This window comes from Burkholderia sp. BCC0044, from assembly GCF_902832955.1.
GTDB lineage: Bacteria > Pseudomonadota > Gammaproteobacteria > Burkholderiales > Burkholderiaceae > Burkholderia.
Genome location: NZ_CADFDO010000002.1, coordinates 133,713 through 158,648, shown reverse-complemented (window position 1 = coordinate 158,648; position 24,936 = coordinate 133,713). Strand labels below are relative to the sequence as shown.

General features: G+C 62.3%; 19 protein-coding genes. 1 reads left to right on the top strand and 18 read right to left on the bottom strand.

All coding sequences use genetic code 11. The annotated features are described in order from the left end of the window. Positions 1-70: 70 nt before the first annotated feature. The 14 genes from HWX14_RS09330 to HWX14_RS09265 all read right to left on the bottom strand — a co-directional run bounded on the left by HWX14_RS09330 (position 71) and on the right by HWX14_RS09265 (position 18,873). Positions 71-292: a hypothetical protein gene (locus HWX14_RS09330; RefSeq protein WP_059721886.1), complete on the bottom strand. Its 222-nt coding sequence runs from the start codon at positions 290-292 to the stop codon at positions 71-73. Positions 293-1,639: 1,347 nt separating this feature from the next. After that, positions 1,640-1,957, bottom strand: a complete 318-nt coding sequence (locus tag HWX14_RS09325) for a hypothetical protein (protein WP_175882469.1) — start codon at positions 1,955-1,957, stop codon at positions 1,640-1,642. Between the two features lie 26 nt (positions 1,958-1,983). Next, on the bottom strand, positions 1,984-2,283 hold the full coding sequence (locus HWX14_RS09320; RefSeq protein ID WP_175882468.1) for an RHS repeat domain-containing protein: 300 nt from the start codon (positions 2,281-2,283) through the stop codon (positions 1,984-1,986). A gap of 54 nt (positions 2,284-2,337) precedes the next feature. Further along, on the bottom strand, positions 2,338-2,739 hold the full coding sequence (locus HWX14_RS09315) for a barstar family protein (RefSeq protein ID WP_175882467.1): 402 nt from the start codon (positions 2,737-2,739) through the stop codon (positions 2,338-2,340). Between the two features lie 40 nt (positions 2,740-2,779). Beyond that, complete coding sequence (locus tag HWX14_RS09310) at positions 2,780-3,097, bottom strand: hypothetical protein (RefSeq protein ID WP_175882466.1); 318 nt, start codon at positions 3,095-3,097, stop codon at positions 2,780-2,782. Positions 3,098-3,099: 2 nt separating this feature from the next. After that, positions 3,100-5,844 carry an RHS repeat-associated core domain-containing protein gene (locus HWX14_RS09305; protein ID WP_244130186.1) on the bottom strand — a complete coding sequence of 915 codons (2,745 nt, stop codon included), beginning with the start codon at positions 5,842-5,844 and terminating at the stop codon, positions 3,100-3,102. A 301-nt stretch (positions 5,845-6,145) separates the two neighbouring features. Beyond that, on the bottom strand, positions 6,146-6,943 hold the full coding sequence (locus tag HWX14_RS09300) for a hypothetical protein (protein WP_175882465.1): 798 nt from the start codon (positions 6,941-6,943) through the stop codon (positions 6,146-6,148). A gap of 6 nt (positions 6,944-6,949) precedes the next feature. Next, on the bottom strand, positions 6,950-11,437 hold the full coding sequence (locus tag HWX14_RS09295; protein ID WP_175882464.1) for a DUF6531 domain-containing protein: 4,488 nt from the start codon (positions 11,435-11,437) through the stop codon (positions 6,950-6,952). Positions 11,438-11,444: 7 nt separating this feature from the next. Beyond that, positions 11,445-11,867, bottom strand: a complete 423-nt coding sequence (locus HWX14_RS09290; RefSeq protein ID WP_175882463.1) for a DcrB-related protein — start codon at positions 11,865-11,867, stop codon at positions 11,445-11,447. Positions 11,868-11,888: 21 nt separating this feature from the next. Beyond that, on the bottom strand, positions 11,889-14,009 hold the full coding sequence (gene tssI, locus HWX14_RS09285; RefSeq protein WP_175882462.1) for a type VI secretion system tip protein TssI/VgrG: 2,121 nt from the start codon (positions 14,007-14,009) through the stop codon (positions 11,889-11,891). Positions 14,010-14,142: 133 nt separating this feature from the next. After that, positions 14,143-16,017, bottom strand: coding sequence for a type VI secretion system baseplate subunit TssF (gene tssF / locus HWX14_RS09280; protein WP_175882461.1), 1,875 nt, complete (start codon positions 16,015-16,017; stop codon positions 14,143-14,145). A gap of 287 nt (positions 16,018-16,304) precedes the next feature. Further along, positions 16,305-16,814, bottom strand: coding sequence for an OmpA family protein (locus HWX14_RS09275; protein ID WP_175882460.1), 510 nt, complete (start codon positions 16,812-16,814; stop codon positions 16,305-16,307). Positions 16,815-16,900: 86 nt separating this feature from the next. Continuing rightward, positions 16,901-18,169, bottom strand: coding sequence for a diguanylate cyclase (locus HWX14_RS09270; RefSeq protein ID WP_175882459.1), 1,269 nt, complete (start codon positions 18,167-18,169; stop codon positions 16,901-16,903). Next, a complete protein-coding gene (locus tag HWX14_RS09265; protein ID WP_175883538.1) occupies positions 18,166-18,873 on the bottom strand; it encodes a YfiR family protein in 708 nt (235 codons plus the stop codon). Before HWX14_RS09265 ends, HWX14_RS09270 begins: the two co-directional genes overlap by 4 nt. A 669-nt stretch (positions 18,874-19,542) precedes the next feature. On the opposite strand from HWX14_RS09265, the gene HWX14_RS09260 reads away from it, so the two are divergent. Then, the gene (locus HWX14_RS09260; RefSeq protein WP_175882458.1) at positions 19,543-20,784 is read left to right on the top strand and encodes an FAD-binding oxidoreductase; all 1,242 of its coding nucleotides are present in this window, start codon (positions 19,543-19,545) and stop codon (positions 20,782-20,784) included. A 49-nt stretch (positions 20,785-20,833) separates the two neighbouring features. On the opposite strand, the gene HWX14_RS09255 is transcribed toward HWX14_RS09260, so the two are convergent. The 4 genes from HWX14_RS09255 to HWX14_RS09240 all read right to left on the bottom strand — a co-directional run bounded on the left by HWX14_RS09255 (position 20,834) and on the right by HWX14_RS09240 (position 24,893). Further along, entirely contained in the window at positions 20,834-21,979 is a 1,146-nt protein-coding gene (locus tag HWX14_RS09255) for an alpha-hydroxy acid oxidase (protein WP_175882457.1), read from the bottom strand. A gap of 182 nt (positions 21,980-22,161) precedes the next feature. Further along, positions 22,162-22,929 carry a FadR/GntR family transcriptional regulator gene (locus HWX14_RS09250; RefSeq protein ID WP_175882456.1) on the bottom strand — a complete coding sequence of 256 codons (768 nt, stop codon included), beginning with the start codon at positions 22,927-22,929 and terminating at the stop codon, positions 22,162-22,164. A 67-nt stretch (positions 22,930-22,996) separates the two neighbouring features. After that, positions 22,997-23,887, bottom strand: coding sequence for an amidohydrolase family protein (locus HWX14_RS09245; RefSeq protein WP_175882455.1), 891 nt, complete (start codon positions 23,885-23,887; stop codon positions 22,997-22,999). A 64-nt stretch (positions 23,888-23,951) separates the two neighbouring features. After that, positions 23,952-24,893, bottom strand: a complete 942-nt coding sequence (locus HWX14_RS09240; RefSeq protein WP_175882454.1) for an ABC transporter substrate-binding protein — start codon at positions 24,891-24,893, stop codon at positions 23,952-23,954. Positions 24,894-24,936 lie beyond the last annotated feature (43 nt).

The following is a 24,936-nucleotide window of genomic DNA, read 5'->3' as shown; positions in this document are numbered from 1 at the left end:
GCGGCTGCTCTACCCTGTCCGGCGCGCTGCGCGACGTCGCGCAGCGCGGCCGCATCCCGCGGCGTTGCGCTTACAGCTGCGTGATGATCAGCCTGCCCGGCTCAATATCGATCCGCGCCTTGCGGCCCGGAACAAAACACGCATCGTTGATCAGCCACATTCCACCAATCTTCATGTACGGATAAAACGTTTCCGGCCTCGGATCCATGGTCTTCGGGGTACCCCACATTTCCTGGATCGTGACGAAGCGTTCCGTCTTCGGTGGTCGTGCTTTATGATTCGGCTTAGCCATGGGCAACTCCTGTTCAGTTGGCTGTGGTTAGCGGGTCGTGAGTGTTGGTAGCACTTGCGGCCCGCGCTCGTTTACTGCGGCATTTTTATGGTTTGGATTCCTCCTTTGTTGGTGAATCGATGGAAGCGATGCTTCGATAGAGGATCAGTGCGTGTGGCACTTCCGTTCGCGTGCGCTGCAGGCAACACGATCATCATCAGTTGGACATTGCTCATTAAACCATCATTGGCACGCATTTGATCGCACGTTAGCCATTGGGCATAGGTACGCGGCTTGGTCAGTTTTCTGGTTATTGCGCATGTTGACGGTAATGACGTGCACGTCGGCGCATGCGCCATCTGTTCGGAACACGATTGATCCGAGCGTGACGATTTGAAACAGTTCTATGAGGTCGGACTCGACGATGTGCATCGGCTCGATACTCGTGTAGCCAATACAAGGCTTTTGAGCGCGCACGCACGTGGATGCCACTTGTGATGAACGTGCGAATCCAGAAACCTCACAACGCGCAATCGACCATCTGCCGCAGTTCGCACCTGTGGTTTTCCTGCAGGTCCCTCAAATGGCCTACGCACTCGAGGCGCTTCAGATCAGGAGTGCGGCGCGGAGTTCTCACCGCGCAGGGTTGATTTACTCGACGTCGTTCTGCTCGTTACGGTGAATCACTATTGGCCGGGACGACGTTCCCGACGTGGTCATCGGCTCTCGCAGCCCGAGACGTTCTTCCTCTGCAACGCGATCTAGCACGTCGGCGATATAGCCAAAATAACGACAAACGCCACTCCAGTCGCCATTGAAATCGATAGTTGGGCAGGTACCTAACTCAGGGCGCCCTCCCCATGTGAGGTGAATTATCGAGTAACGCCCCGACTCGTCACTGTGAGCGCAAAGAACGTCATCGGTACCAGTGGCATGCGCTATCACTCTCAGCTTGCGCCCATAAAATGGATGGCCCGGGTGAAGCTCTACTTCAAGCTCCGCCTGGATTCGTGCATGGTCGCAATCACACTTCGAGTCGGGGTGCGCAAATTCGCACCAATCGTCGGGCAACGCCAAGCTGCTCTGCTGGTTCATCAAACAAGCGAACCGACCGAAAGACAGCACTTGCATGCTGGTAGCAACTGCGTGACTACTCCATTGCTTTGCGCCTCGCTTCCTCCTTGTAGCTTCAGCAACTGGACTCGTGCAATTTGCGCCGCCACGGGTGCACCCTCGTTTTCTAGCCACTCGCGCAGTTGCTAAAAATCAATGTCTCGATCGCGATAACAACAAAGCACGCTCAGAATAGCTTGATTCATGGAATTCAAAATGATCGATCAATAATAATACACTCACAAAAAAACGCCGCTATTTGACACCCAGCAAATATTCTTTCCATACCTCCACGTACGCTCTAAAATTCTCTATGTTTTTTATTTTCAAATACTTCCCAGTATACTCATTTAATATTTCCACACAACCATTCTCGATGACGACAGTGTGGGCATTTCCCGTACCCTCCCACCGCTTGGCGTCAGCGCGTTCAACAGATCGACAAGCATTTATGTACTCATCAGCCGCGTAAACGCTACCCTGGATATCTCCTGCCAGGAAATCACCCAGAATTTCATTTCCTTCGGTCAACTCCGGATGGATAAAGCCGCGCTCGTCAATATAGATTTTCATTTGCTCTCCGTAGCGGGTCTATGAGATCAGTTCACCGCCGACGCCGGTCCCTCGCCCTGACGATCGTGATACTTCTCCTGCACCAACCTCATGCCGTCCCAGAGGAAATCCGTACTCGCATAACTGCCGCTGAGCTCCCGGATCCGCCGACCGAACGCGTCGTACTCGAAATGCGTCGTCGCGATCCCGAGCCGGTCCTTCGTCACGACGGTCTTGAGCTGGTTCCAATCGTCGTATTCAAGCGTGAGCTCTTTAGCGGGCCCATGCCCACTCAGCTTGCGAACGAGCCGCCCACACGCGTCGCACTCCAAGCGAAAGCGATTCATGAACCCTCCTCCGCGCAGCCTCAATCTCTCCAAATCCTTCATTTTCGAGTTCAGTTAGTTTTTAATTTTAAAAACCAACAAAGTCTTCGCCTTAGATGCCGTAACGTTCGAATCAGCCAACGAAACGCACAAGTCTTCGAATATACCTGTCGCGATAGCATAAGTATCTGGCTCCGCCGCGACCATTCGGTCCGAATCAGGCCAGAATATTGCAATTCTCTCGTTATCCATTTCATCCAAACCAGACCAAAGTGAGTCAGCCAATGCGTCCCAGCTTCGATTACTCTGTAACGGCGGATCTAGGGGGAAATTGTCACGAATCGCATCGAAAAACTGATTTCTTGACGCTATCCTTTCGGGCAAGAGAATAACCAGCCAACCCCTGCGACGACACTCTTCCGCAATGCCCTTCGCTTCGATCGCGTCGATCACGCAAATTCCAAGTTTATCGGGCATCACGAATCACTCAAAAATTCTCAACAAAATTACACTGACACTAGTCCCCAGGGCTTTCCCAAACCTTAATATTCTCCACCGCCCTCTCAATGTCGTCCATATCATCATCACCCAGCGACGAGTCGAACTTCTCCGATATCATTTCCCTCAATTTCGCAAGCTTTTGGGTTACTTTATTTTCATCAATAAATCTCGTCGTTTCCGCGCGATACTCCAAATCCCTATCGCCAAATTCTCTACTAGGTTCGTGATAATATGTTCCAATATTTCTTAAAGATATTAGCAAATACTCAAGCTCACAAAGAATCGAGAGGGCTTCACTTCCCGACAATTCGATTTTTTCGTTGCTTTCCAACATAATCACCTCCGCTGAACGATCTCTGGATTTGTGAGGGGGATATCACCCTTTACCGTAAGTTCTTCCGTACCGTAGCGCGGATTCTTAACCCATTCGAGCTTACTGTTTGGAACATCAATTTCAACATAATCTCGCCCTCGACCGCGCTTGATTTGATACTTAGTTTCAGCATCAAGCTGACTCAATGGCTTTTTATTGGCGGGCTCAACGTAGACGCGATTGTTGTCGTGCGCCCTAATTACACCGCTTTCGCGTATCGCATTAGATCCCTTTCGATTAGTGTAGTGCCGAACCCGCGTTGTAGGCTCTTCCTTTGTCGAGCCACATGACAGTCCCCACGGATCAATCCACGCGATCGGGTTCGGCGCATACCGATAGAGGTTCACTCCCCCCATCAACCCGATCGGATCCGGATTGATGAACCGCCCGATGTCCGGATCGTAAAACCGGAAAGTGTTGTAATGCAGCCCAGTTTCACGATCCAGATACTGCCCTTGGAAGCGAAGATTCTGCGGTCGCGGTGCATGAGCCGACGCTGGCGCAGTCGCTTGAACGTTTCCCCACACCGCTGTCGGTCGATCCGGCGCCCGCGCAACCCACTCCTCCTGCACCGCATTGCCCCACACCTTATAGCGCGCTTGCCAAACCAGCTCGCCATCAGCGTCAGTCAGTTCCTCCGGCAACCCTGAAACATCGTTGTGGAAGTAATAAACCGCATCCCCCACATCCGCATCATTAGCCACCGCCTTCCCCGGATCGATACGGGCAAGCGGCACATAACTATTCGACTCGTACAAATACGTTAGCGCTTCCTCGCCCTGACGGTCGTGATACGTCTCCTGCACCAACCGCATGCCGTCCCACAGGAAATCCGTACTCGCATAACTGCCATTGAGCTTCCGGATCCGCCGGCCGAACGCGTCGTATTCGAAATGCGTCGTCGCGATGCCGAGCCGGTCCTTCGTCACGACGGTCTTGAGTTGGTTCCAGTCGTCGTACTCGAGCACCAACTCCTTAGCCGGCCCATGCCCACTCAGCTTGCGAACGAGCCGCCCATACGCATCGTACTCGAAGCGCTTGTCCTCGAACATCTTGAGCCGGTTGTGCTCGACGTAGCCGCCCGGGTGATCGCTCGACACCAGGTTGGCCGCCGCATCCCAGCGAAACACTTCCGACGGCAGTCCCGGCCCTGCTGCCTGTTCGATGCGCCCCGTCGGGTCATACCGATAGCTCGTCGTGCCGTAACGCTGGTCACGCTTCTGGATCACGTCACCTGCTGCATCGTATTGCCACTGCTTCGCAAGCAACTCGCCGCCCGCCGTCCCTCGCTGCGCAGTTTGCCGAGCACGGCGCCCCACCGCGTCATACCCGAAGTGACTCGTCAGCTTGCCCTGCGTCCGCAGCACCTCGCGATGCAGATCATCCCGTTCGATGTCTGCAACCGCGGCACCGTCGAAACGAATCTGGTGCACATGCCCCGACCCGTAATGCAGCCAATCGATCGTGCGCTCGCCAGAAATCATCGTGCTGACGCGATTGCCAAGCTCGTCGTAGGTGTGTGCGAGCCAGCCGGTCGGCGTGTATTCCTCGACGACCTCACCACGCTTGTCGTACTTCAGGCTGACGCGATTCTTCAGCGATGGTCCGCGCGCGGCGACCGTATACAACTCGGCCGATGTGATCCGGCCGGCCTTGTCATACAAGTATTCGCAACGCTCGTGTGCGGCTTGCTTCGCCGTCAGTCGCCCGACCGCATCGCGCTCGTATCGCGTCTCGATCTGCCCATCGCGTACGATCGTGCCTTGACCACACACGTCGTACTCGTACGTACGCTTGTGGCCATCGAGCCCGATCTGTGCGGAAACGAGATCGCGACGGTCATACTGAAAGCGATAGGTCTCACGGTTCTCGTTGGTCAAGCTCGCCAACCGGAACGCATCGTCATAGCCGAACCGCACGACACGATCAGCCGCATCCGTGCGTGCCAGCAACAATCCGCGCGGATTGAGCTCGTAACGCGTGCTGCGCTGATTCACATCAATGACCTCAACGAGACGTCCCGCCGCGTCGTACCGAAACGTCTGATGCGCACCGTCCGCCGTCCCGATCCCCGTGACCCGCCCCATCGCATCCGTTTCGTACACGGTGGCATGGCCGGCGGCATCCGTCACCCGCGCGAGCGCACCGCGTGCATCATACGCAAACCGCGTGACCTTGCCGGAGCAATCGGTATACGCGGTCAACTGCGCCCGACCATTCCATTCGAGGAACTTGTACCCGCCACGCGCATCGCGAATCGTATGCACGAGCCCGCGATCGTCCCGGTAATACTCGGTCGCGGAACCCACCGGATCGCGCGTCATCGTCAGGTTGCCGCGCGCGTCGTAACGATAGATCCATCGCGCGTTGGTCGGATCGATTTCCGCAACCGGCAGATCGTAGTGCCCGTTCCATTCGGTCCGCTCGACCTGCCCAAGCGCGTCGATCCGCTGCGTCTGCCGCCCGCGCTCGTCATATTCGAAGCGAGTGGCATGGCCGGCCGGATCGGTCGTGCTGATCAGCTGCCGCATCGCGTTCCATTCGAGCCGCCACACGTTGCCTTCGGCATCCGTGTGGCTCGTCGGCTGCTGATCCTCGTTCCACGTCCAGCGCGTCACGCGCCCGATCTGATCGGTGATCGTCACCGAACGCTGCGCAAGGTCCGCGTCGAACGTGTACGCTTCGCCGTCGTCGGTCCAGTGGCGCACGACACGCGCGTCGCGGCCGGTGCCCTGCCACGCATGGAAACACGTCAAACCGTCGTGCGACGTGTGCTGGACCGTCAGGCCAGCTCGTATGGGAAGCGTCGCCCGAGGTGGTCACTGCGATCGGTCACGGCCACGAGCTCACCGGCATCGTTGTACGCATAACGCACCAGTGTGTCCGGTTGTTCACCATCCACACCACGCGTTAGTTCGATCGTGGCATGCGGTTAGCTGTTCGCCGGACTCCGTAGCACGAATGTGAACCAGGCGACTGTTTACGATTCGCACCGTTCGGAGAATGGCCTCAGGGCAGTTTCCGCGCCGGCTTATTCGCGGGTGCTTTTTGCCAAGCGAGCAATATTCCTGCTTCTCCGCAAGCGTTGTTTACTTCGGTCAAGTCGGCATCCTCGACCGTCCAGAGCCACATATTGTTTGGAATATTTCTCAAGAAACCTCGAGATGAGTCAGATATGATCCACTCCCTCAACGAAAGATCGTCGACGCGGATTTCCAAGTGATTATCATTGAGTACATTAAAAGGATAAATCATTCTGAGTTTTTCTCGCTCATAACTCACCGAACCCGGCACCCTACCGGGAAGTTCTCGCGTGAAAAGCGACGTATTCTCAAAAGGAAAAATCTTAACCAAATTTACTCCAGTCGAGTATTTATACGCAACCGACGACTTTTCCGCATCGTACGCAATGGCGTATTTGCAACTCAAGCGCGCCACAACATCCTCAAGAAATCTTTCTATTTCTTTATTTATCTCACGAACCGACCTCTCGATCTGCACATCAACAAATGACAACCCCCCAAATTCCGGGACATTGCAACCAAACGACATGGCCGGAACGCCAACCGATTTTTCGTCATTAAATACCTGAAATGCGGAAACTTCCCCAGTCGATATTTTGGCCCTCAGATCAGGGAGAGACACTTCTTGATCGTCAATAGTTCTCTCCCCACCTCGAACGACGAATTTTAAAAACATCGCCCTGGTTGCTTCCGAACCCAATTGACGAAATAGATCTTCAGCCACCTCTAGAGTGGAGACGACCTGAGTCGGATTAGTCCCGTAAATTACGATTCCCGTGCTCATATTCCCTCAAATCCCTGATATCAAATTATCCAAATCCGTCTTTATCGTCTGCGCATCATACGGATGCTCAAACACAAGAATTTCGCCGCGCTCATTTGGGGGGAGATTTTGCATTGCATCATAATTACGCGTTGTCAGCGTTCGCAATTTTGCCCCCATATCGGTCCGGGATGCCATTTCGATCGCATGCACCCTACCATTAATATCCACCGCCATAATGTCGGGACGTCGCGCTGAAACAGCATTATCCGTAGCAAAATTGTAAGATCGATTCAGATAGATTTCCTTGAATTTCCCACTCATCGCAAGCTTGTTGGCAATCACCTCCGAGAACTGGTCGTGTCCCGGTGTTCCGTCCTTCTGTCCCTTGCCGTATATCTTCGTTCCATTGACTTCTCGTTCTGGGCATTGTTGTAACCCGAACGGATCCACCCACTCACTGGGTTCATGAACATAGCCCTGGGTCCGGAATCCACCCGCAAGCCCGAGCGGATCAACGCTCAGATACTGGCCTGAGTCCGGGTCGTAATAGCGATGCAGGTTGTAGTGCAGGCCCAATTCTTCGTCGAACCATTGTCCCGGAAACCGCAATGTCGCATCGATGGGGACGACATCGCCATCGTTAGCTGCGCCTCGTACCGGCAATACTTTCCCCCAGAGTGTATGGGATGCCTTGAAGATCCTCTTGCCGCGTACGTCGAACACCGCCTTCGCCTGGCCAACCTGATCGGTCACGATAGGGTACAGACCATCATTAGTCTCCTGCGCCAATGGCGAGAAGGTCCCTGGCTCGATATGCCACGTCACCACCTGTCCCGTCGTACCGTCCCGCTGCTCGATCCAGCGCTCAGCCAGCGTCGAACCGTCCCAAACGAATTTCACTGCTTCGCGACCGCCGGCTTGCTGCTTCTCGATCCGGCGGTTAAAAGCATCGTATTTGTATAGCCAGACACCTCGTTCAGGCGTCACGACCTTTACGATCCGGTTAAGGCCGTCCCACGTGTATTGCCATGTCTTCGGCCGAAACCCCGGCTGTTCGACCGTTTTCTCGATTGTGCGGCCACGGGCGTCGTACCGATAGCGTGCATAGCCGATTCGCTCCGGCAAGCCGCCCCGACCATAATGATGAGCATCTACAGGAGCTTGACGCCCATGCGCGGCAATGTTCATCACCGCGTCATAGCGAAAATGCTCGGCAGCCTGAAGTAGACTTTCCGCGGAGACGATCTGGCCACGTGCATCACGTCGGTATGTGAGCGTATCGGCGTCGGTGTCGACCCGCTCCAGTTGTCCGGCAGCGTCGTAGTGATAGACCTGCCTCGTCAATTGCTCGAACGCGCGGACTGGATCGGTTTGTAAGGCATCGAACGCAACTGCGGGACCCGCGATTTGTCGGCAAATGCGGCCAAGCGTGTCGTAGGTTTGCTGCTCAATGAACTCGCCCGCTTGCCGACCGATCTCGCGCCCCACGCCGTCGCGCCGGATGGTTAGCTCGCTCACCTGGATCAGTGCACCCAACGCATCATATGCGTAGACCGTTTCCCGCCGAGGCGTCATCCGCAGGCGTCGCTGACCATTAGCGTCGTAGACGTGCCGCAACAGTTCTCCATGCTGATCCTCGCCGATCACGCGTCCGTTCCTGTCGTAAGCAAAGCGCGTCACGTGAGAGCGCTCACCCTGCACCTCCGCCGATGCCAGTCTTCCGGCTGCATCGTAACGGTAGGCCAGTCGCACGTCACCCGCGTCGACCTCGATGAGCCGGTCGTATGTATCGTACGAATAGCGCCACTGCCCACCGTCCGGCAACGTCTTGCTTATCAGGCGACCGGCAGGATCGCGCTCGTATCGAGTCTCGCGCCCTCCCCAGTCGATCTCGGCCGTGAGACGTCCAGCCGCGTCGTAGCGGTACGTATAGGACTCGCCCAGCGCGTTGATGACCTTCGTCAACCTAGTCGCATGGTCATACTCGAAGCGTGTGGCATGACCAGCGGCATCGATAGACGCCGTCAGCAAATCGAATGGGCCATAGGTTCGCTGGATCGTGCGACCGAGCGGATCGATCCATTCGACTGGGAGGCTCTCACTGTTGTATCGCGTCCGCGACACGGATCCATCAGGGCGAATCAACGCGCTCAGCAGACCGCGCGGATTGGTCGGGCCATCAGCATAGTCGAAACGTGTCACATGCCCGTCGGGCGACATCTCCTCCAACAGCCGGCCCAGCGCGTCTATCTTGCGCCTAAAGCGCGCACCCGTTGGCAATACGATGTCAGTCAGCCGCAGCCGGTCATCGTAGTCCAGGCGCGTCTCGCGATCACCTTGAACCACTCGCAGCAGTTCGCCATGGGGCCCATAGCGATAGGTCGTTTTGTTGCCGTCCGGCTCGGTACGTGCAATCAACCGATACAGATGGTCGTACTCGAGCTTGATCGTGCCACCGTTCGGCAAACGCGCCCCAGTAAGGCGCTGTTCGTCGTCATAGTCAAAGTCAACCGTCCTCCCCGAGCTTTCGACGACCGAAGTCAGTTGGCCTCGCTCGTCGTATCGGTAGTCCGTCCGCCGGCCAAGCGGATCGATCCGGGCCATCAAACGACCAAGCTCCCATTCGGAATAAGTGCAATGGCCGAGCGGATCGGTTTCGGCAGTTACAAGACCTTCATCGTTGTAGTCGTACGACCATTCTCCATCGACATCAATCACGCGTGTGCGACCGGCTTCGTAGATGAACCGACCTGTGTGATAACCCTGCCGCGTACCTGTCTCGACTACACGACCGGCGCTGTCGTACCGATATCGAACATCGGTCTGGTCTGTATCCCGCCATTGGGTCATCCAGCCGTGTTCGTCGTACGCGTAGTGGAACTGCCCAAACTGGAAGCTCGCCACACGGGTAAGCATGCCGTTCTGGTAGTCGTAGTCCACAAGCGTTCTGGAACCACCGTCCGCATCATGGAGAACGATCCGTTGCAGCCGACGGTCGCGCCCGGGATAGGCAATCTCGAGCCGGTAGCCATCGCTATGGGCCATGCCACTCAAACGGCCAGCAGCATCGTAGGAAAGAATGATCGCGTTGCCGTCCAGATCCTCGATCCGTTCGAGGCGAGACGAACGCCCGTCAACGAGCGGCGCGAAAATACGCAGTTGCCGCGTATCGCGATCGAAGATGCGCGGATCGAGCCGGCTTCCGACCAGCCGATAACGCGGTTCGCGCAAGTTGATGCCGTTGAGCGCCATATCCGGCGCGTCAAAGCCGATCACAAGGCCAGCGCCGTCGTGGAATCTAACAAAGCGGCCACCATCGAACGTCAATTGCTGCGACCAGTTGTCCGACCAGCGGTGACCGAGCAATCCGTGATCGTCCGATCGAGTCCGATAGCGTCGTTTGAACTCGAGGGGCAGGATTCCGGGAATGGCAAGATCGGTACGGATCTCCAGCATTTCTCCGGATACCGGATCAACCGGATCCTTGCACTTCGGTCGATTCTCGTCCTTGATACCCCTTTGTTCCGCAGATCGGGTGGGCTCAGGTCTGAATTTCTCCCGCAGCCCCTTGCCGGCAAACTTTCCCGCCCCACCGCCTACGAGCCCCCCGAGCAAACCTGCCAGGAACTCCTGAGTCGCCGACAACTCCGGGTTCTTCGGGCCATAATTTCCGGTCGTCTTGTCGATCCAGATGCTGTTGCGCCCCGAATTGACCTTGCCGCTACAGTGAGTCTCGTGGCCGATCCGCACTAGCGGCAGGCCGTTGACGAACACGGTTTTGCTGCCGTCGACGAGTGCCTGCGGCGCGCCGGAATGGTGATCGCATTTCACCAGGTCCGTGACGCGCGCCACTTTCTTACCTTCAAAGTACACATTGCTCGAACCGGTGACGATCTCGCCACAGTTGGTTCCCATACTTTGGCTGGCTGACGCGAGCGCACTACCCAGCGTCAGGCCGCCCGCCATGCATGCCCCGACGATCAGCGCGCCGGCGAGTCCACCTGTTGCCACGGTCGCCGCCACCGCCACGCCAATCGCGACCCCCACGGCAATGCCGGCGAGAATCCCCATAAAACCCGACGAGTGCGCAATCCGATCGCCAATGCATGCGGGGTGCGGATCGCCTCGGCCGATGGTGAGGCCCAGCGCATCGCCAACCTGCGTGAACTCCTTTGACAGCCAGCCCGTCACGCCAACCTTGTCAAGCGCCCAAGCGCCACCGACTGCAATCGCCAGCGGAAGCATGACGGTGCCCGCAGCAACCGCGCCCGCACCCAGCGCCGCCCCGCCGGTCGCACCACCTGCCAGCGCCGTACCGGCGGCACCCAGCCCGGCGGCCGTCCCCTCAATGGCGGTCAGACCCGCATCGGCGCCGAGCATCCCATAGTTCAGGTGCTCGTAAAACGGCTGCTCGGCCGCTTTCGCGGCTTCACCGTCCTCCAGCTTGGCGATCTGATCGAGGCGTTCCTGTGCGCTGCCGCTCGGCTCGTTGTAATTCGGCGTGTCCGACATTGCCGCCTCAGATCGGATCGCGCAACTGAAGGCTCTGAATCACCGCCCGGATTTGGTCGCGCTGTGTGTCACTCAGCGTACCGGGCGCGGTGAAAGTGAGCATCAGCACGACCTGCCCGTATTCCACCATCGTCAGCCGCTGGTGAATGGGCGCCTGGTTGTTCGCCCAAGTAAACTCGTGCACGTGCGCAGTGCGCCCGGATACGGTGGCGTCCTCATTTGCAACCTCGGCGTAATCTGGAACCTGCTTCGCCACCTTCCGGATTTCGCTTGTCACATATTCGGCGAATTTCATGCCCCACGGCAGCCGCTCGCGCGTGATCACGAAACTCACGCCCTCCGTGCCTGTCGCTGCCGACACAAATACGTTCATCGTTTTGTCCTGCCACTCCACGGGCAGCGCCAACGTGCCTTCCTGCATCTGGTACATGCTTTGTTATCCTTATTGGGGTTAGCCGTTTTTCGGGTTGATGTCGGTTCGAGCTGCCTGGATATTAATGTTGCTGTCATCCAGGTGGATCACCGAATCGCCCTTGTAGATGTCGATCGAGTCAGCTGTCATGTGGATCCGCGTGCCGCCATCGCCGCCGATCTTGATCCAGAGTTCCTTGGCTTCCACGGTGTGCACACCCTGCGGAGTCTGATGCAGCGTATTGCCCTGCACTACGACGTCCGACAGGTTGCCCACTGCGACAGCCGTCGTATGGTTGCCCTTGCCAACCTCGACGGTCCGGTCGCCTTTGAGAACTTGAGTCCACTGCGCGTCTTCGACGACGGTATGCATATCCTTCTGCGCATGCATGTAGAGCATCTGCGCGCCAGCGACGTCGCTCATCAGCAACTCGTTCGACCCCTGCCCCTTGTGCGTCTGACTCTTGATCCCCATCGTCTGCCCGGCCGCGCCGTGATACGGGTTGCCTTGCTCGCCGTTGAACACGCGGCCGACGATCACCGGGTTATCCGGATCGCCCTGATTGAACGCCACCAGCACTTCCTGCTTGATCCGCGGAATCGCGGCCGCGCCCCAGCCGTCGCCCGCCCACGGTTGGGACACGCGCACCCACATCGAATCGGAGCCGTCCTTCTTGCCGCGCCGGTCCCACGGGAAATGCACCTTCACCGCGCTGCCGTTCGTATAGATTTCCTCGCCCTTCGGCCCGACGACGATCGCCGACTGCGTGCCGTGAATCACCGGCTTCGGCGTCGCGCGCGGCGCACGGTACGGAATCTTCTTCGGCAGCAGCGAGAAGCTGTTGCGGTACGGCAGCTTCGCGCTGTGCTGCGTATAGTCGTTCACGGCCTCGTGACGCACATGCAGGATCACGTACTCCTGGTTGTTTTCAAGCACGGGGTGATTCGCGACGGCCACGGCGCCGGCCGTGGTCATGCGCCATGCGTAGCCGCCACCGGTGTAGCGATGGGCCTGCGCCTCCTCGGCCTCCATCGCGAAACGGGCGTAGCGGTTGCCGTCGTCGCCGTGGTCGTACAGCGACTGGTGCTCGAACCGCTCGGTCGCATCGAGCCGCGCATGCTTCAGGTTTTGCGGTCCGGCCTCCACCAGCATCAGCGGCGACGACGGATTCTGGTGATTGAAGTCGCGGAACGTGACCTTGCCGACGCCGAAGCGCCGGCCTTCGTGCAACTGGTCGATGCCGCTGTCCTCGCTGGCCTCGGTCGCGGCGAACGGCACGCTGGCGAGCCCGTCGATCGGGCGGAACAGCAGGTTCGTGTCGCCGATCACGAGAAAGTGCTTGTCCTTCTCGTAGCGGTGCGTCCACACGAGCCCCTCCTGCTCCATCAGCCGCGCGCAGAAGTTGTAGTAGCTCTCCTGGTACATCACGACGTACTCGAGCGGCTTCTGGCTCGTCCGGATGTCGAACGTGAAATCGGAAAAACCGTGTTCCTGGAAGATCTCGGTGAGGATGTCCTGCGCGGTCTTGTTCTGGAAGATCCGGCAGTCGGTCGAGCGCGTGAGGAACCAGAACCACGGCACGGCCGTCAGGTGGTATTGCGTGACGTTGCCGGGGTTGCCAGCCCGGTCGAACGACGCGACGTAGCCGTCGAAGTAGCGGTCGTTGTCGCCGGTGCCCGACGCCACGACGCGTTCGAGCGTCGACAAACGCGCCTGCTGGTCGAAGCGGATCTTGACCTGCTGGCCGATCAGGTCCTCCGGGCGCAGGTCGTGGCGATGCGACAGCAGGTCGAGGTGGATTTCCGGCAACCGGTTCACGCACTCGTCGACGACGGCCGCGCTGACCAGCAGCACATCCGGGCCGAGCGGCGTGTCGAGCGTCACGTAGCGGTTGAGCTGGGTCAGGCGCGCGGGGTTGGCGGCGCCGTTGATCGCCTCGGCGATCGCGCCGGGCGTCTTGTCCATCAGCGAGAAGCCGGTCTGCGCGAGCTGCATCGCGCGCTGGACGGTGTCGACGTGCCCGGCCAGGCCGGCGAGCGGCCCGAGGCTGCCGGCAACACTCGACGCCACCGGGCCGGCGAGGCCGCCGAGCGCGCTCAACGAGCCGAGCGCACCGCCGCCCAATCCACTGGGAATACCCCCGTTCGGAGCGAAACTCATTCTTGTTCCTTGCGTGTGATCTCAGGTTCCATCGGCCGGCTCGCCGGTCCGCGGGCCCCGATAATGTAGGGTAAAACCCGAGCACTTGAAAGACGTCCGCAAACGTTTTCGTTCGTTCCCTGAAAATAGAAAACTAGACCAGCGGCTGGGTGCCGGGACGCGGCGCCCCACGCCGAAGCGGCGCGCCGGTAGCGGCCGAAAACAACACGACCTGCACGAAGCTGGTGACCGGCACGTATGGTGCAAACAACCGGTCCATCACGTGCGCGAATCCGCTCAGGCTGAACGCGGCGAAGCGCTGCTCGTCGACGACCAGCCGCACTTCCAGCCCGTGCACGAAAGCCGATGCCGGCTTGCCGGGCAGCCAGCACCGCACGCGCGCCGTCGACAACGACACGAGCGCATCGAAGCGCCGGCCGGCGTCGACGGAGTCCTCCGCCCAGCGTGCGCAAAGCCGCCTGAGCTGGGTCAGGCCGCCCTTGTCCAGCCGGATCGCCTGCGGAGCGAGGAGCGACAGCAGATCCCACAGCTCCCCGTAGCGAAACGCGGGAGGTTGGCTCCGTGTCGGCCGGTTCAGCAGTGAAATCGTTCCCACCGGGTCGCCGCCGGGCATCGCCAGTTCGCGCTCGCGCATCCCGGACAGATCGCCCTGCGTGCAGGACAGCCGGATCTCCAGCTTGCGATGACCGGGATCGGCAGGGCGTCCGTCCTGGTCAACCAGTTCCAGTTCGACGCCGCGGAGCGACTCGGCCGTCTCGGCCGGCGTCGGGGTCGTGTCCGCCTCCTTGGACCGGGAATCAACAGGCTCCTTCGGTGCCCGGCGTGCCTCGTCGCGCAATACCGTCCAGAACAATCCGGGACGCATGCCCGTGCCATGCTGCAGCGACCGGAACGGTGCCAGCGTCGACGCGCCCGAGTCGGAAACATGACGAACGGTGTCGATCGACCAGATCGCCGTGCGCGATGCTCCCGCCTGCGCAAGCGCCTTCACCGCGTAGTGGGCGCAACCGGCGCGCGTCTCGATCGGCTGCGCGTCGTCCGGAAACAGGTTGATGACCGGCGCACAAAACAGCCGGACGTGGTCGGCCGTGGCGGCGGCCAGGCGCTGGGCGCGATGCGAATCCGGATGCACGCCCGCGATCGCGAGGTGGAGCGCGACGCGACGGCTGCCGCCGGCGCTTCGCTTGATCGCCCGCATGTCCAGGTCGACAAAGTCGAAACGCTCCGGCACCGCGCAATACGCCATCAGCAGGTGGAACGGCCAAAGCGCATCGCCGGGCCGCACATCGAGCAACGCCTCAGCGGGCTCGAAGCCGACGGCGGTGAACGTCGCGTCCGGCAGGCGCTTCCAGCGCGTTGCATCGCCTGCTTCGGCGAAGCTGCGGCCGGCAAGCAGCAACGCGGCATCGGTGAGCGCCGCGACGATTTCCCGCGCGCCGGTGAAATGCAGGCGCAATCGGTCCGGCACGATGGCGAACGTCTCGTTCGGCGCAGTGAGCTCGAACGTGAAGGTCAGCAAACCGGTCGTTTCCGGAGGCAACGCGACATCGCGCGGCGCGATCGCCGATGTCGTGTAACGCACCGCCGACACCGTCAGCGGCACGATCGCGACGTCGTCCGCGATGCGGAATACTTCCTTGCCGACCGGTGCGATCAGCCGCTCGCCGCGACGAACGACGCGCGGCGCAGTCAGTTCGCTACTGCCGTCGCCATGAAATTGCGCAATCGCGCACGATGGAAACAGGCGCAGAAAAGCACCGTCCAGCGTATCGAGAAAACTGCCCGTGAACGCGGGCACATCGTCTTCGAGACGGATGTCGTGACACGCCGCCATCAACGCGAACGACTGCAACAGGCGTTCGACGTGCGGATCGTCCGAATGCTCGCCGGAGATCGCCAGCCGGGCGGCTATTTTCGGAAAGCGTTGAGCAAACGTCTGCATCGAATGGCGCAGCAGCGTCATCTCGCGTTCGAAGTGCGGCAGCAGATCCTTGGGTTCGATGGCCATATTCGTTCCGTCCGTCGCTGCATTCGCCTACGACGATGCAGCGTTCATGAAAGCGGAACGATCTTATTCGGACACCCCGGCTTTTGATTTCCCGTGAATTGAATGAAGGCCGGATTGGCGGCGACGAATTCAGTCGATGGCCATCCCGCCTTCCGCGAACATCACGGCTCGCCGCTTGCAAACGGTCACGCGGACATTTTCGCGCCAATGGTGGCAAACCGTTACAACAAACGGTATGGCGTGCGTGTCGGCCCGGCAACCGACACGCAACGCGTCGCGTCATCAGCTCACCGCGGCGAAACCACGATCGCCGCCCGCCGATTCTGCGCCCTCCCGCCCGGCGTCTTGTTGTCCCCCACCGGATCGAGCTTCCCTTTTCCGACGATCGCAATCTGCTTCGCATCGAGTCCGACGTCGGCCAGCTCGACAGCAACGACTTCGGCCCGCCGTCTCGACAACTCGAGATCGTACGCAGCCTCCCCGTCCTCGTCCGAATACCCATACACCCGCACCCCGTTGATCCCGGCCGACCGCAACGTCCGCCCGATCCGCTCGACGATCCGCCGCACATCCGGCTTGAGGTTGTAGCGGTCGAAATCGAACAGAATCGGCCCGGTCGACCCGAACTCGAAGCCCTGCCCAGTCTCCTGGAACCCGGCCGACTTCAGCGCCGTGACCTGCGTCTGCGTCAACCCGCGATGAAGCGGCGGCGTCTTGCAGCCCCCCAGCAGCATGCACAGCAGCAGCGCACTCCCGACGCACATCCGCCCCATGCTCACAGGAAACGAGTGGTTCATTTCATATCCCCTTCCATCGCGCCCGCTCCGCAAGCGCTTCTTTTAACCGCCGCCGCGGCCTCGTCCGCAGCGCGAGTCGATCGACATCACACCGGCCCAGCAACGCTCTCCGCCAACTGCCACGATCCCGGCCGCGCGCGCTTGGCGCGGTACATCGCGATGTCCGCCGCGCGCAGCAAACCGCTCGCGTCCGACGCGTGATCGGGATACAGCGCAACGCCGGCACTCATCATGGTGGCCACCACGCGGCCGTCGGACAGTTCGATCGACGGCGCCATGCCGGACAAAATCTCGTCGGCGATCCGGCACACGCTGCCTGCTTCGGGCACCGCCGCCAGCATCACCGCAAATTCGTCGCCGCCCAGGCGCGCGACGAGATCGGTCTCGCGCACCTGCGTGCGCAGCCGCGACGCGATGCCGATCAGCACCGCGTCGCCGGCGTCGTGGCCGAGACAATCGTTGATCTCCTTGAAGCGGTCGCAGTCGAGATAAAGAACGGCGACCCGCTGCCCCGTCAACGTCGCATCGCACAGCGCAAGCGCGAGGCGCGATTCGAACTGCATGCGATTGGGCAACCCCGTGAGCGCATCGTGCGTCGCCTTGTGCTCGAGCGACGCGTTCTCGTCGCGCAGCGTGTTCTGCCACTCTTCGAATTCGTCGAGCAGCGCGTTGAAGTCGTCGCCGAGCTGGTTCAGTTCGGCGATCGCCGCCGGCTCGACGCGCCGCGCGAACGCACGCTCGCGCCGCACCGCATGCGCGACGCCCGCCAGCGCGCGCAGCGGCGAAACGATGCTGCGCAGCAAACGTTTCGAGCTGACATACGCCCCGAACACGCTGACGGCGAGACAGCCGAGAATGCCGCCGACGCCGCCGAGCAGGAAGCCGAAGAACTGGTGCCCGCGCCCGCGCACGACGACGTGGCCGACGATGATGCCGTCATGCATCACCGGGGCCGTGACCGGCCCGGGCAGCGCCACATCGGCGACGGCGCGCTCGAGCCGCGCGACCCCGTTTCCGGCCGGCAACTGCCACGTGGCGAACAATTGTCCCTTGCTGTCGGTGACGACCACCTGCGCGACGTCCTCGTCGCCGGCGATCATCCCGATCGCCTCGTTCGCCGCGACGCGGTCGCCGAACACGAGCGCCGCCTCGACCGTATAACCGAGCGAGCGCGCCAGCAGGTTCAGGTTGTTGCCCGCATACGCGCGCAACGCGATCACGGCGACGACGATCAACGACACGGCGGCCATCGTCACGGCGACGAACGCGAGGCGCAGATGCGCGCGACGCAACACGCTTTGCAGCGTCGGGCGCGGCAAGCGCGAAGCGGGAACGGGGGGCGCGGAGCGTGTCATGGCGCCACCGGCCGTCGTGCAAGATTGAGCACGTTCGGATGCACGCGCACGCCGCTGCGCGCGACCGCATCGAGATTGATGTCGAAGGTGACGCGTTCACCCTCGACCGTGACGCAGAACATCGCGCCGGCGGTGCAGGACATATCGTGCTCGGCAATGGTCAGCACCGGGCGGCCGGACAACACGGCCCTCACCCGCGCTCGCTCGTCGCTGCCGAGGGTGCCGAGATACACGACGTCGCACGCCATGCCGAGCGCGGGGTCGTCGAAGCGGATGCGCTGCACGTCGAGCACGGTCGAGCCGGCCTGCAGCGTGTCGGTGAGGCCGCCCGCGTAGTCGGGCCTGCCGGTCACGCACAGATGCAGGCGGACGGGCGTCGTCGGCCAGCGCGTGAAGCTGACGATGCCGAGTACCACCTGACGCACGGCGGAGTCGTGTGACGAAAAGGCGGGACCCGTTGGGCTGGTTGGCGTGGTGGTGGCGGCAACCTGCACCGCCTCCACCGGATGCTCGTCCATGACGGCAGGCGCGCCGGCGACGACCGGTACGGCGCTCAGAACGCAAACGATTGCGGCAAACGCATGGCGGAACGTGGCGACTCGGCCCCACTGGCCGGACGCCTTTCGCGCGGCGAATGCCGCCGCACACGCTGGCGTCGATGCGACCGCAAGACTCGCAGCCGCCGCGCACACACTTGCATCCATGATGGAAACATCTGCTGCAGTCGTTCCCGGCCCTGCCTCCTGCCTGCCATGCGCGTGCAGGCACCGTATCACGCGCACGATTCCTTCCATCTTAGGTAAAAATTCGGTTCACCAAGCAGTGGGAATCACCCGCGAAAACGTCGGAAAATAGGCGGATTCGGCGTGGCTGCACGATGAGGCGGACGGGCGCGTGGGCCAACGTCGATTCGATCTCGACGTCGGTGAATTGATCGGCGGATTGACCGTCCGTGCGCGGCAAACTTCATATGTACTCGCGTGCGGCGCGATCGCGATACGCGCGGACCTGAACGCACGGCAGCCTCGCCTGACAAACCGCATCCCGAACATGCGTTCATGCGTGAGCATGCCGGCCGGCCCATCGCCCGCCGCTAACCAGACGCCGCAGGTCGCCCGACATCGCTTCAGCTACGTCGCGGATGCGGACAATTCGGTCATCACCTATTCCCGTAATGCCGCAATGCCGGTACCTGCGCATTCCGCTGCCCGCAGCGTCAGGGCCCGCGGCAATCGTCGCGCACGGGCCAGCGGCTGCGTGCGCCCTCTTGGTGCGGCGCGCCGCGGCGAGTATGCTTGCAGCTCGAACACTCTCCAACCGGGCGCGCGGACCGTCCCACGGACAAGCGCCCCGCCAACCGTCACTCACCATCGATGGATTTCGACGTCATCGTTCTCGGCGCCGGCATCGTCGGCGTCTCCGCCGCGCTGCACCTGCAGGATCGCGGCCGCAAGGTCGCCCTCGTCGATCGCGGCGCGCCCGGCGAAGGCACGAGCTTCGGCAATGCCGGGCTGATCGAGCGCTCGTCGGTCGAACCGTATCCGTTCCCGCGCAGCCCGTTCACGCTGATGCGCTATGCGCTGAACCGCTCGACCGATCTCTACTGGCACAGCGCGTCGCTGCCCGCGTTCGCGCCGTGGCTCGCGCGGTTCTGGTGGGAATCGGCGCCGCTGCGTCACGCGGCGGCGTCGCGCGACATGCTGCCGCTGATCGAGCGCTGCATCGTCGAACACGATGCGCTGATCGCACGCGCCGGCGCCGGCGAACTGATCCGCGCGAGCGGCTGGCTCGAAGCGTTCCGCACGCCGGCCGCCTTCGAACGCGGCGTGGCCGAGGCCGGCCTCACCGCGCGCCGCCACGGGCTCGGCATCACGCCGCTCGACGCGGCCGCGCTGCGCGCGCACGAACCAAGCCTCGCACCGGGCTTCTGCGGCGCGCTGCACTGGCTCGACCCGAAAAGCGTCGTCGATCCGGCCGCGCTCGTCAAAGCGTATGCGCACCTGTTCGTGCAGGGCGGCGGCACGCTGCTGACCGGCGACGCCGCGAGCCTCGATGCGCTGTCGCCCGGCTGGCAGGTGAGGACCGACGACGGCCCGGCCGCCGCGCCGGCCGTCGTCGTCGCGCTCGGCCCGTGGTCCGACACGGTGTTCGGCAAGTTCGGCTACAAGATCCCGCTGCGCGAGAAGCGCGGCTATCACATGCACTACGCGCCCTCCGCGCGCGGCGTGCCGTCGGCGCCGATCGTCGATCGCGAATACGGCTACGTGATCGCGCCGATGCGGCGCGGGCTGCGGCTGACCACCGGCGTCGAGATCGCGCGGCGCGGGCTTCCGCCCACGGGTGTGCAGCTCGAACGCGCGGAACGCGTCGCGCGGCCGGTGTTCGGTTTCGGCGAGCGGCTCGACCCGCATCCGTGGCTCGGCTTCCGGCCGTGCACGCCCGACATGCGCCCGGTGATCGGCCCCGCGCCCGCGCATCGCGGGCTGTGGTTCGCATTCGGGCACAACCACCACGGGCTGACGCTCGGCCCCGTCACCGGCCGCCTGCTGGCCGAGATGATGACCGGCGAAACGCCGTTCACCGATCCGGCGCCGTATCGCGCGGATCGCTTCTGAACGCGCGACGCCGGCGGCCCCGAAGGCAAGACCGGCGTCGAACCCGCCGTCAGCGAAAGCGCAGCTGATTCCGCCCGAGCTGCGCAACGGACGCGCAGCCCATCAGCCGCATGTCGCGTTCGATTTCCGTGCGCATCAGTTGCAGCGCGCGCTCGACGCCGGGCTGTCCGGCCGCGGCGAGCGGGAACAGGTAATAACGCCCCAGCCCGACGGCCTTCGCCCCCAGCGCCAGCGCTTTCAGCACGTGCGAACCGCGCTGTACGCCGCCATCCATCATCACGTCGATCCGGTCGCCCACCGCATCGACCACCTCCGCAAGCTGGTCGAACGCGGCGCGCGAACCGTCCAGTTGCCGTCCGCCGTGGTTCGACAACACGATGCCGGTACAGCCGATGTCCGCCGCCCTGCGTGCGTCGTCGACCGACATCACGCCTTTCAGGCAAAACTGCCCGTTCCACTCGCGCACCATCGCGGCGACGTCGTCCCATGACATCGACGGGTCGAGCATGTCCGTGAAGTAGCGGCTGATCGATATCGCGCTGCCGCCCATGTCGACATGCCGGTCGAGTTGCGGCAAACGGAACCGCTCGTGAGTCAGGTAGTTGATCGCCCAGGCCGGCTTCAACGCGAACTCGGTCATCCCCGCGAGCGTCAGCCGGAACGGAATCGAGAAGCCGGTTCGCTTGTCGCGCTCGCGATTGCCGCCGGTGATGCTGTCCACCGTCAGCATCATCACGTTCACGCCGGCCTCCCTCGAACGGTTCATCATCTCGCGGTTGAGGCCGCGATCCTTGTGGAAATAGAACTGGTATACCTGCGGGCCCCGGCTGATCGCACGGGCTTCTTCCAGGCTCACGGTGCCGAGCGACGACACGCCGAACATCGTGTCGAATTTCGCGGCCGCGGCGGCGACGGCCCGCTCGCCGTCGTGATGAAACAGGCGTTGCAGCGCGGTCGGCGAACAATAGACCGGCATGCCGAGCTTTTGCCCCATGACCGTCACCGACAGGTCGACATCGCGCACGCCGCGCAACACGTTCGGCACCAGATCGCAGCTTTCGAACGCGCTCGTGTTGCGTCGATACGTGACTTCATCGTCGGCCGCACCGTCGATGTAATTGAAGATCGGCCCGGGCAACCGCCGCCTGGCCAGCTCACGGAAGTCGTGGAAATTGTGGCAATCGTTCACGCGCATTCGTCACACTCCATTCGGCGCGCGAGCGGCATGCCGGTGGGCCGGCACGCGTCGCTCGCATCGCGGCGTTCGTTCTGTTGCGACGGTCGGGGTCGTCACCCGGTACGGAGGCCGCGCCGGCACCGGGGCGGGTGCGCGTCGCGTCGACCCCGGCCGAACGTGCAGGAAATCGATTCGCACGCTCAGTCGAGCGCGCGGCCGAAAATGCGGATCACTTCGTCGAGATGCTCGGCCATCGCACGGCGCGCGGCGTCCGGGTCGCGCGCGCGGATCGCATCGAGGATCGCGCGATGCTCGAGCTCCGACCGATGCGGCATGTCGTTCGGCATGTACAGCGACTGCAGCCGCTGGAACATCAGGTCGTACTTGTGCGCGAGCAACTGCTTGATCATCAGCGCATACGCGGCGTTGTCGCTCGCTTCCGCGATGCGGATATGGAACAGCCGGTCGCCCGGATGCGTGAGCGAGCCGCTGCGGTTGTCGTCCTGGTTGCGCAGGAACGCTTCGTGGATGCCTTCGATCTGCGCGTCCGAGCCGTGCTTCGCGGCGAGCGCCGCGGCTTCCGGCTCGATCAGCCGGCGCGCCTGCAGCAGCGCGAACGGCGGGATTTCGGTGTCGAGGTCGAGCGCGATGCCGAGTTCCGGATCGATCTCGACGATCGAGAACGGCGCGACCGTCGCGTCGGGTGCCGGCGCAGGTTCGGGCACAGCGGCCGTTTCGGGATGGCGCACCTTCACGCCGTCGCCGACGCGCACGCTGACGAGCCCGTTCACTTCGAGCGCGATCAGCGCCTCGCGCACCGACGTGCGCGACACGCCGAACCGCTCGGCGAGTTCGCGCTCGGGCGGCAGATAGCTGCCCGGCGGGAAATCGCCGGACTCGATCATCGCACTGAGCTTGTCGGCGATCTGCTGGTAGAGGCGGCGGTTCTGAATCGGCTGGATGGACATACGTTGACGCTGGTAATCGGTTTCGTTGCGGACGGTCCAGGAATCGCACGGACCGTTCGCGCCTATTCTATATGCCGCGCTTCACATCGCGCGGCACCGCGTAGCAACGCGCGGCCGTGCCGCCCCACAACGCGCCGCGCTCGGCCGCCGACAGTCGCGCTTCGGCCCAGCGTTCGACCAGCGACGCGACCTCGTCATACGACGCCGCGAGCAGGCACACGGGCCAGTCCGAGCCGAACATCAGCCGCTGCGGGCCGAACGCGTCGAGCGCCGCATCGAGGCACTGCTCGATATGCCGGATGTCCTGCGCGCGCAGGCCGCGCCGCCAGTCGGCCTCGGTCACGAGCCCCGACAGCTTGCACGCGACGTGCGGCAGCGCGCCCAGCTCGCGCAGCGATGCGCGCCAGCGCACGAACGCCGTGTCGTCGCGCTCGAACTCGGCGAGCGCCGGCTTGCCGACATGGTCGAGCACGAGCCAGTGCGCATCGTGCCGCGCGCAGAACGCTTGCACGTCCGGCAACTGGCGCTCGAACACGAGCACGTCGTACACATAGCCGTTCGCCTGCAGCCACGCGACGCCGCGATTGAAAGCGGGATCCGCGACGAACGCGCCGACGTCGGCTTCGTCCTGCACCTGATGACGAAAACCGCGCAGCTTCGGGCTGCGCCACTCGGCGACGCGGTCGGCCAGCGCCGGCGCACCGAGATCCTCCCAGCCGACCACCGCCGCGATGCGTGCGTCGTCGCGCGCGAGATCGAGCAGGAACGCCGTCTCGTCGCGCCCGGCGCGCGCCTGCACCGCGATCGACGCGCCGAGCGCCTGCGCATGCATCTGCGGCCACAGCGCGTCGGGCAGGTAGTCGCGCGCGAGCACGCCCATGCCCGGGCCGATCCATGGATAGTCGGCCGCGCGATAACGCCAGAAGTGCTGATGCGAATCGATACGCACTGCGCCCATGATGCCCTCGTGTTCGATCACCGCGGCGGCGACGGCCCGCCTCGCCGCCGCCCATCCGCGACGTTCAGTCGTACAACACCGCCGCGATCTTCGGATCGTCGATATTGGTCTTGTCGTACCAGTAGAAACCGGTATCGATGACCTTCGGCAGCTTCTCGCCCTTGATCGCCTTCACGGCCGCCTCGACCGTCTTGTAGCCGATGCCGATCGGGTTCTGCGTGATCGCGCCGGCCATCAAGCCGCTGCGGATCGCGTCCTTCTGCTGCTTGCCCGAGTCGTAGCCGACGATCACGACCTTGCGCTTCATCTCGCGCACGCCGTTGACCACGCCGATCGCCGAGCCTTCGTTGGTGCCGAACAGCCCCTTGAGCTTCGGATACGCCTGCAGGATCGACTTCGTCACTTCGGTCGATTTCAGCTGATCGCCTTCGCCGTACTGCACGGTCACGACCTGCACCTTCGGGTGCGCCGACTTCATCCGGTCGAGGAAGCCGTCGCGTCGGTCGATGCCGGTGCGGCTCGTCTGGTCGTGCGCGACCACCGCCACCTGCCCTTCGTCGCCGATCAGCGCGGCGAGCTTGTCGGCGGCGAGCGCGGCGGCCGCCTTGTTGTTGGTCGCGGCGGTCGTCACCGGAATGTCGCTGTCCACGCCCGAGTCGAACGCGATCACCGGGATCTTCTCGGCCTGCGCCTTCTTCAGCAGCGGCAGCGCGGCCTTGCTGTCGAGCGCCGCGAAGCCGAGCGCGGCCGGCTTCTTCGCGATCGCGGCGGACAGCATGTCGATCTGCTTGTCGACCATCGCCTCCGTTTCCGGTCCTTCGAACGTCACCTTCACCTTGTAGTCCTTCGCGGCCTGCGTCGCGCCCGATTTCACGGCCTGCCAGAACTGATGCTGGAAGCCCTTCGAGATCAGCGGGATGTAGGCTTCCTGCGCGTGCGCGCCGGCCGTGACGCCGACGGCGAACGTCAGCCCGACGATCGCGTTCAACACCTTGCTCCTGATCACTTCGCGTCTCCTTTTTTCGTATCGAATGAAATGCCGGCCGAAA

Coding starts and splice junctions, on each gene's coding strand:
- tssI (WP_175882462.1), bottom strand. CDS start 14,009: ATGAGTTTCGCTCCGAACGGGGGTATTCCCAGTGGATTGGGCGGCGGT.
- HWX14_RS09290 (WP_175882463.1), bottom strand. CDS start 11,867: ATGTACCAGATGCAGGAAGGCACGTTGGCGCTGCCCGTGGAGTGGCAG.
- HWX14_RS09300 (WP_175882465.1), bottom strand. CDS start 6,943: ATGAGCACGGGAATCGTAATTTACGGGACTAATCCGACTCAGGTCGTC.
- HWX14_RS09260 (WP_175882458.1), top strand. CDS start 19,543: ATGGATTTCGACGTCATCGTTCTCGGCGCCGGCATCGTCGGCGTCTCC.
- HWX14_RS09325 (WP_175882469.1), bottom strand. CDS start 1,957: ATGAAAATCTATATTGACGAGCGCGGCTTTATCCATCCGGAGTTGACC.
- HWX14_RS09270 (WP_175882459.1), bottom strand. CDS start 18,169: ATGACACGCTCCGCGCCCCCCGTTCCCGCTTCGCGCTTGCCGCGCCCG.
- HWX14_RS09330 (WP_059721886.1), bottom strand. CDS start 292: ATGGCTAAGCCGAATCATAAAGCACGACCACCGAAGACGGAACGCTTC.
- HWX14_RS09245 (WP_175882455.1), bottom strand. CDS start 23,887: ATGGGCGCAGTGCGTATCGATTCGCATCAGCACTTCTGGCGTTATCGC.
- HWX14_RS09250 (WP_175882456.1), bottom strand. CDS start 22,929: ATGTCCATCCAGCCGATTCAGAACCGCCGCCTCTACCAGCAGATCGCC.
- HWX14_RS09265 (WP_175883538.1), bottom strand. CDS start 18,873: ATGGATGCAAGTGTGTGCGCGGCGGCTGCGAGTCTTGCGGTCGCATCG.
- HWX14_RS09295 (WP_175882464.1), bottom strand. CDS start 11,437: ATGTCGGACACGCCGAATTACAACGAGCCGAGCGGCAGCGCACAGGAA.
- HWX14_RS09275 (WP_175882460.1), bottom strand. CDS start 16,814: ATGAACCACTCGTTTCCTGTGAGCATGGGGCGGATGTGCGTCGGGAGT.
- HWX14_RS09315 (WP_175882467.1), bottom strand. CDS start 2,739: ATGCCCGATAAACTTGGAATTTGCGTGATCGACGCGATCGAAGCGAAG.
- tssF (WP_175882461.1), bottom strand. CDS start 16,017: ATGGCCATCGAACCCAAGGATCTGCTGCCGCACTTCGAACGCGAGATG.
- HWX14_RS09320 (WP_175882468.1), bottom strand. CDS start 2,283: ATGAATCGCTTTCGCTTGGAGTGCGACGCGTGTGGGCGGCTCGTTCGC.
- HWX14_RS09255 (WP_175882457.1), bottom strand. CDS start 21,979: ATGCGCGTGAACGATTGCCACAATTTCCACGACTTCCGTGAGCTGGCC.
- HWX14_RS09310 (WP_175882466.1), bottom strand. CDS start 3,097: ATGTTGGAAAGCAACGAAAAAATCGAATTGTCGGGAAGTGAAGCCCTC.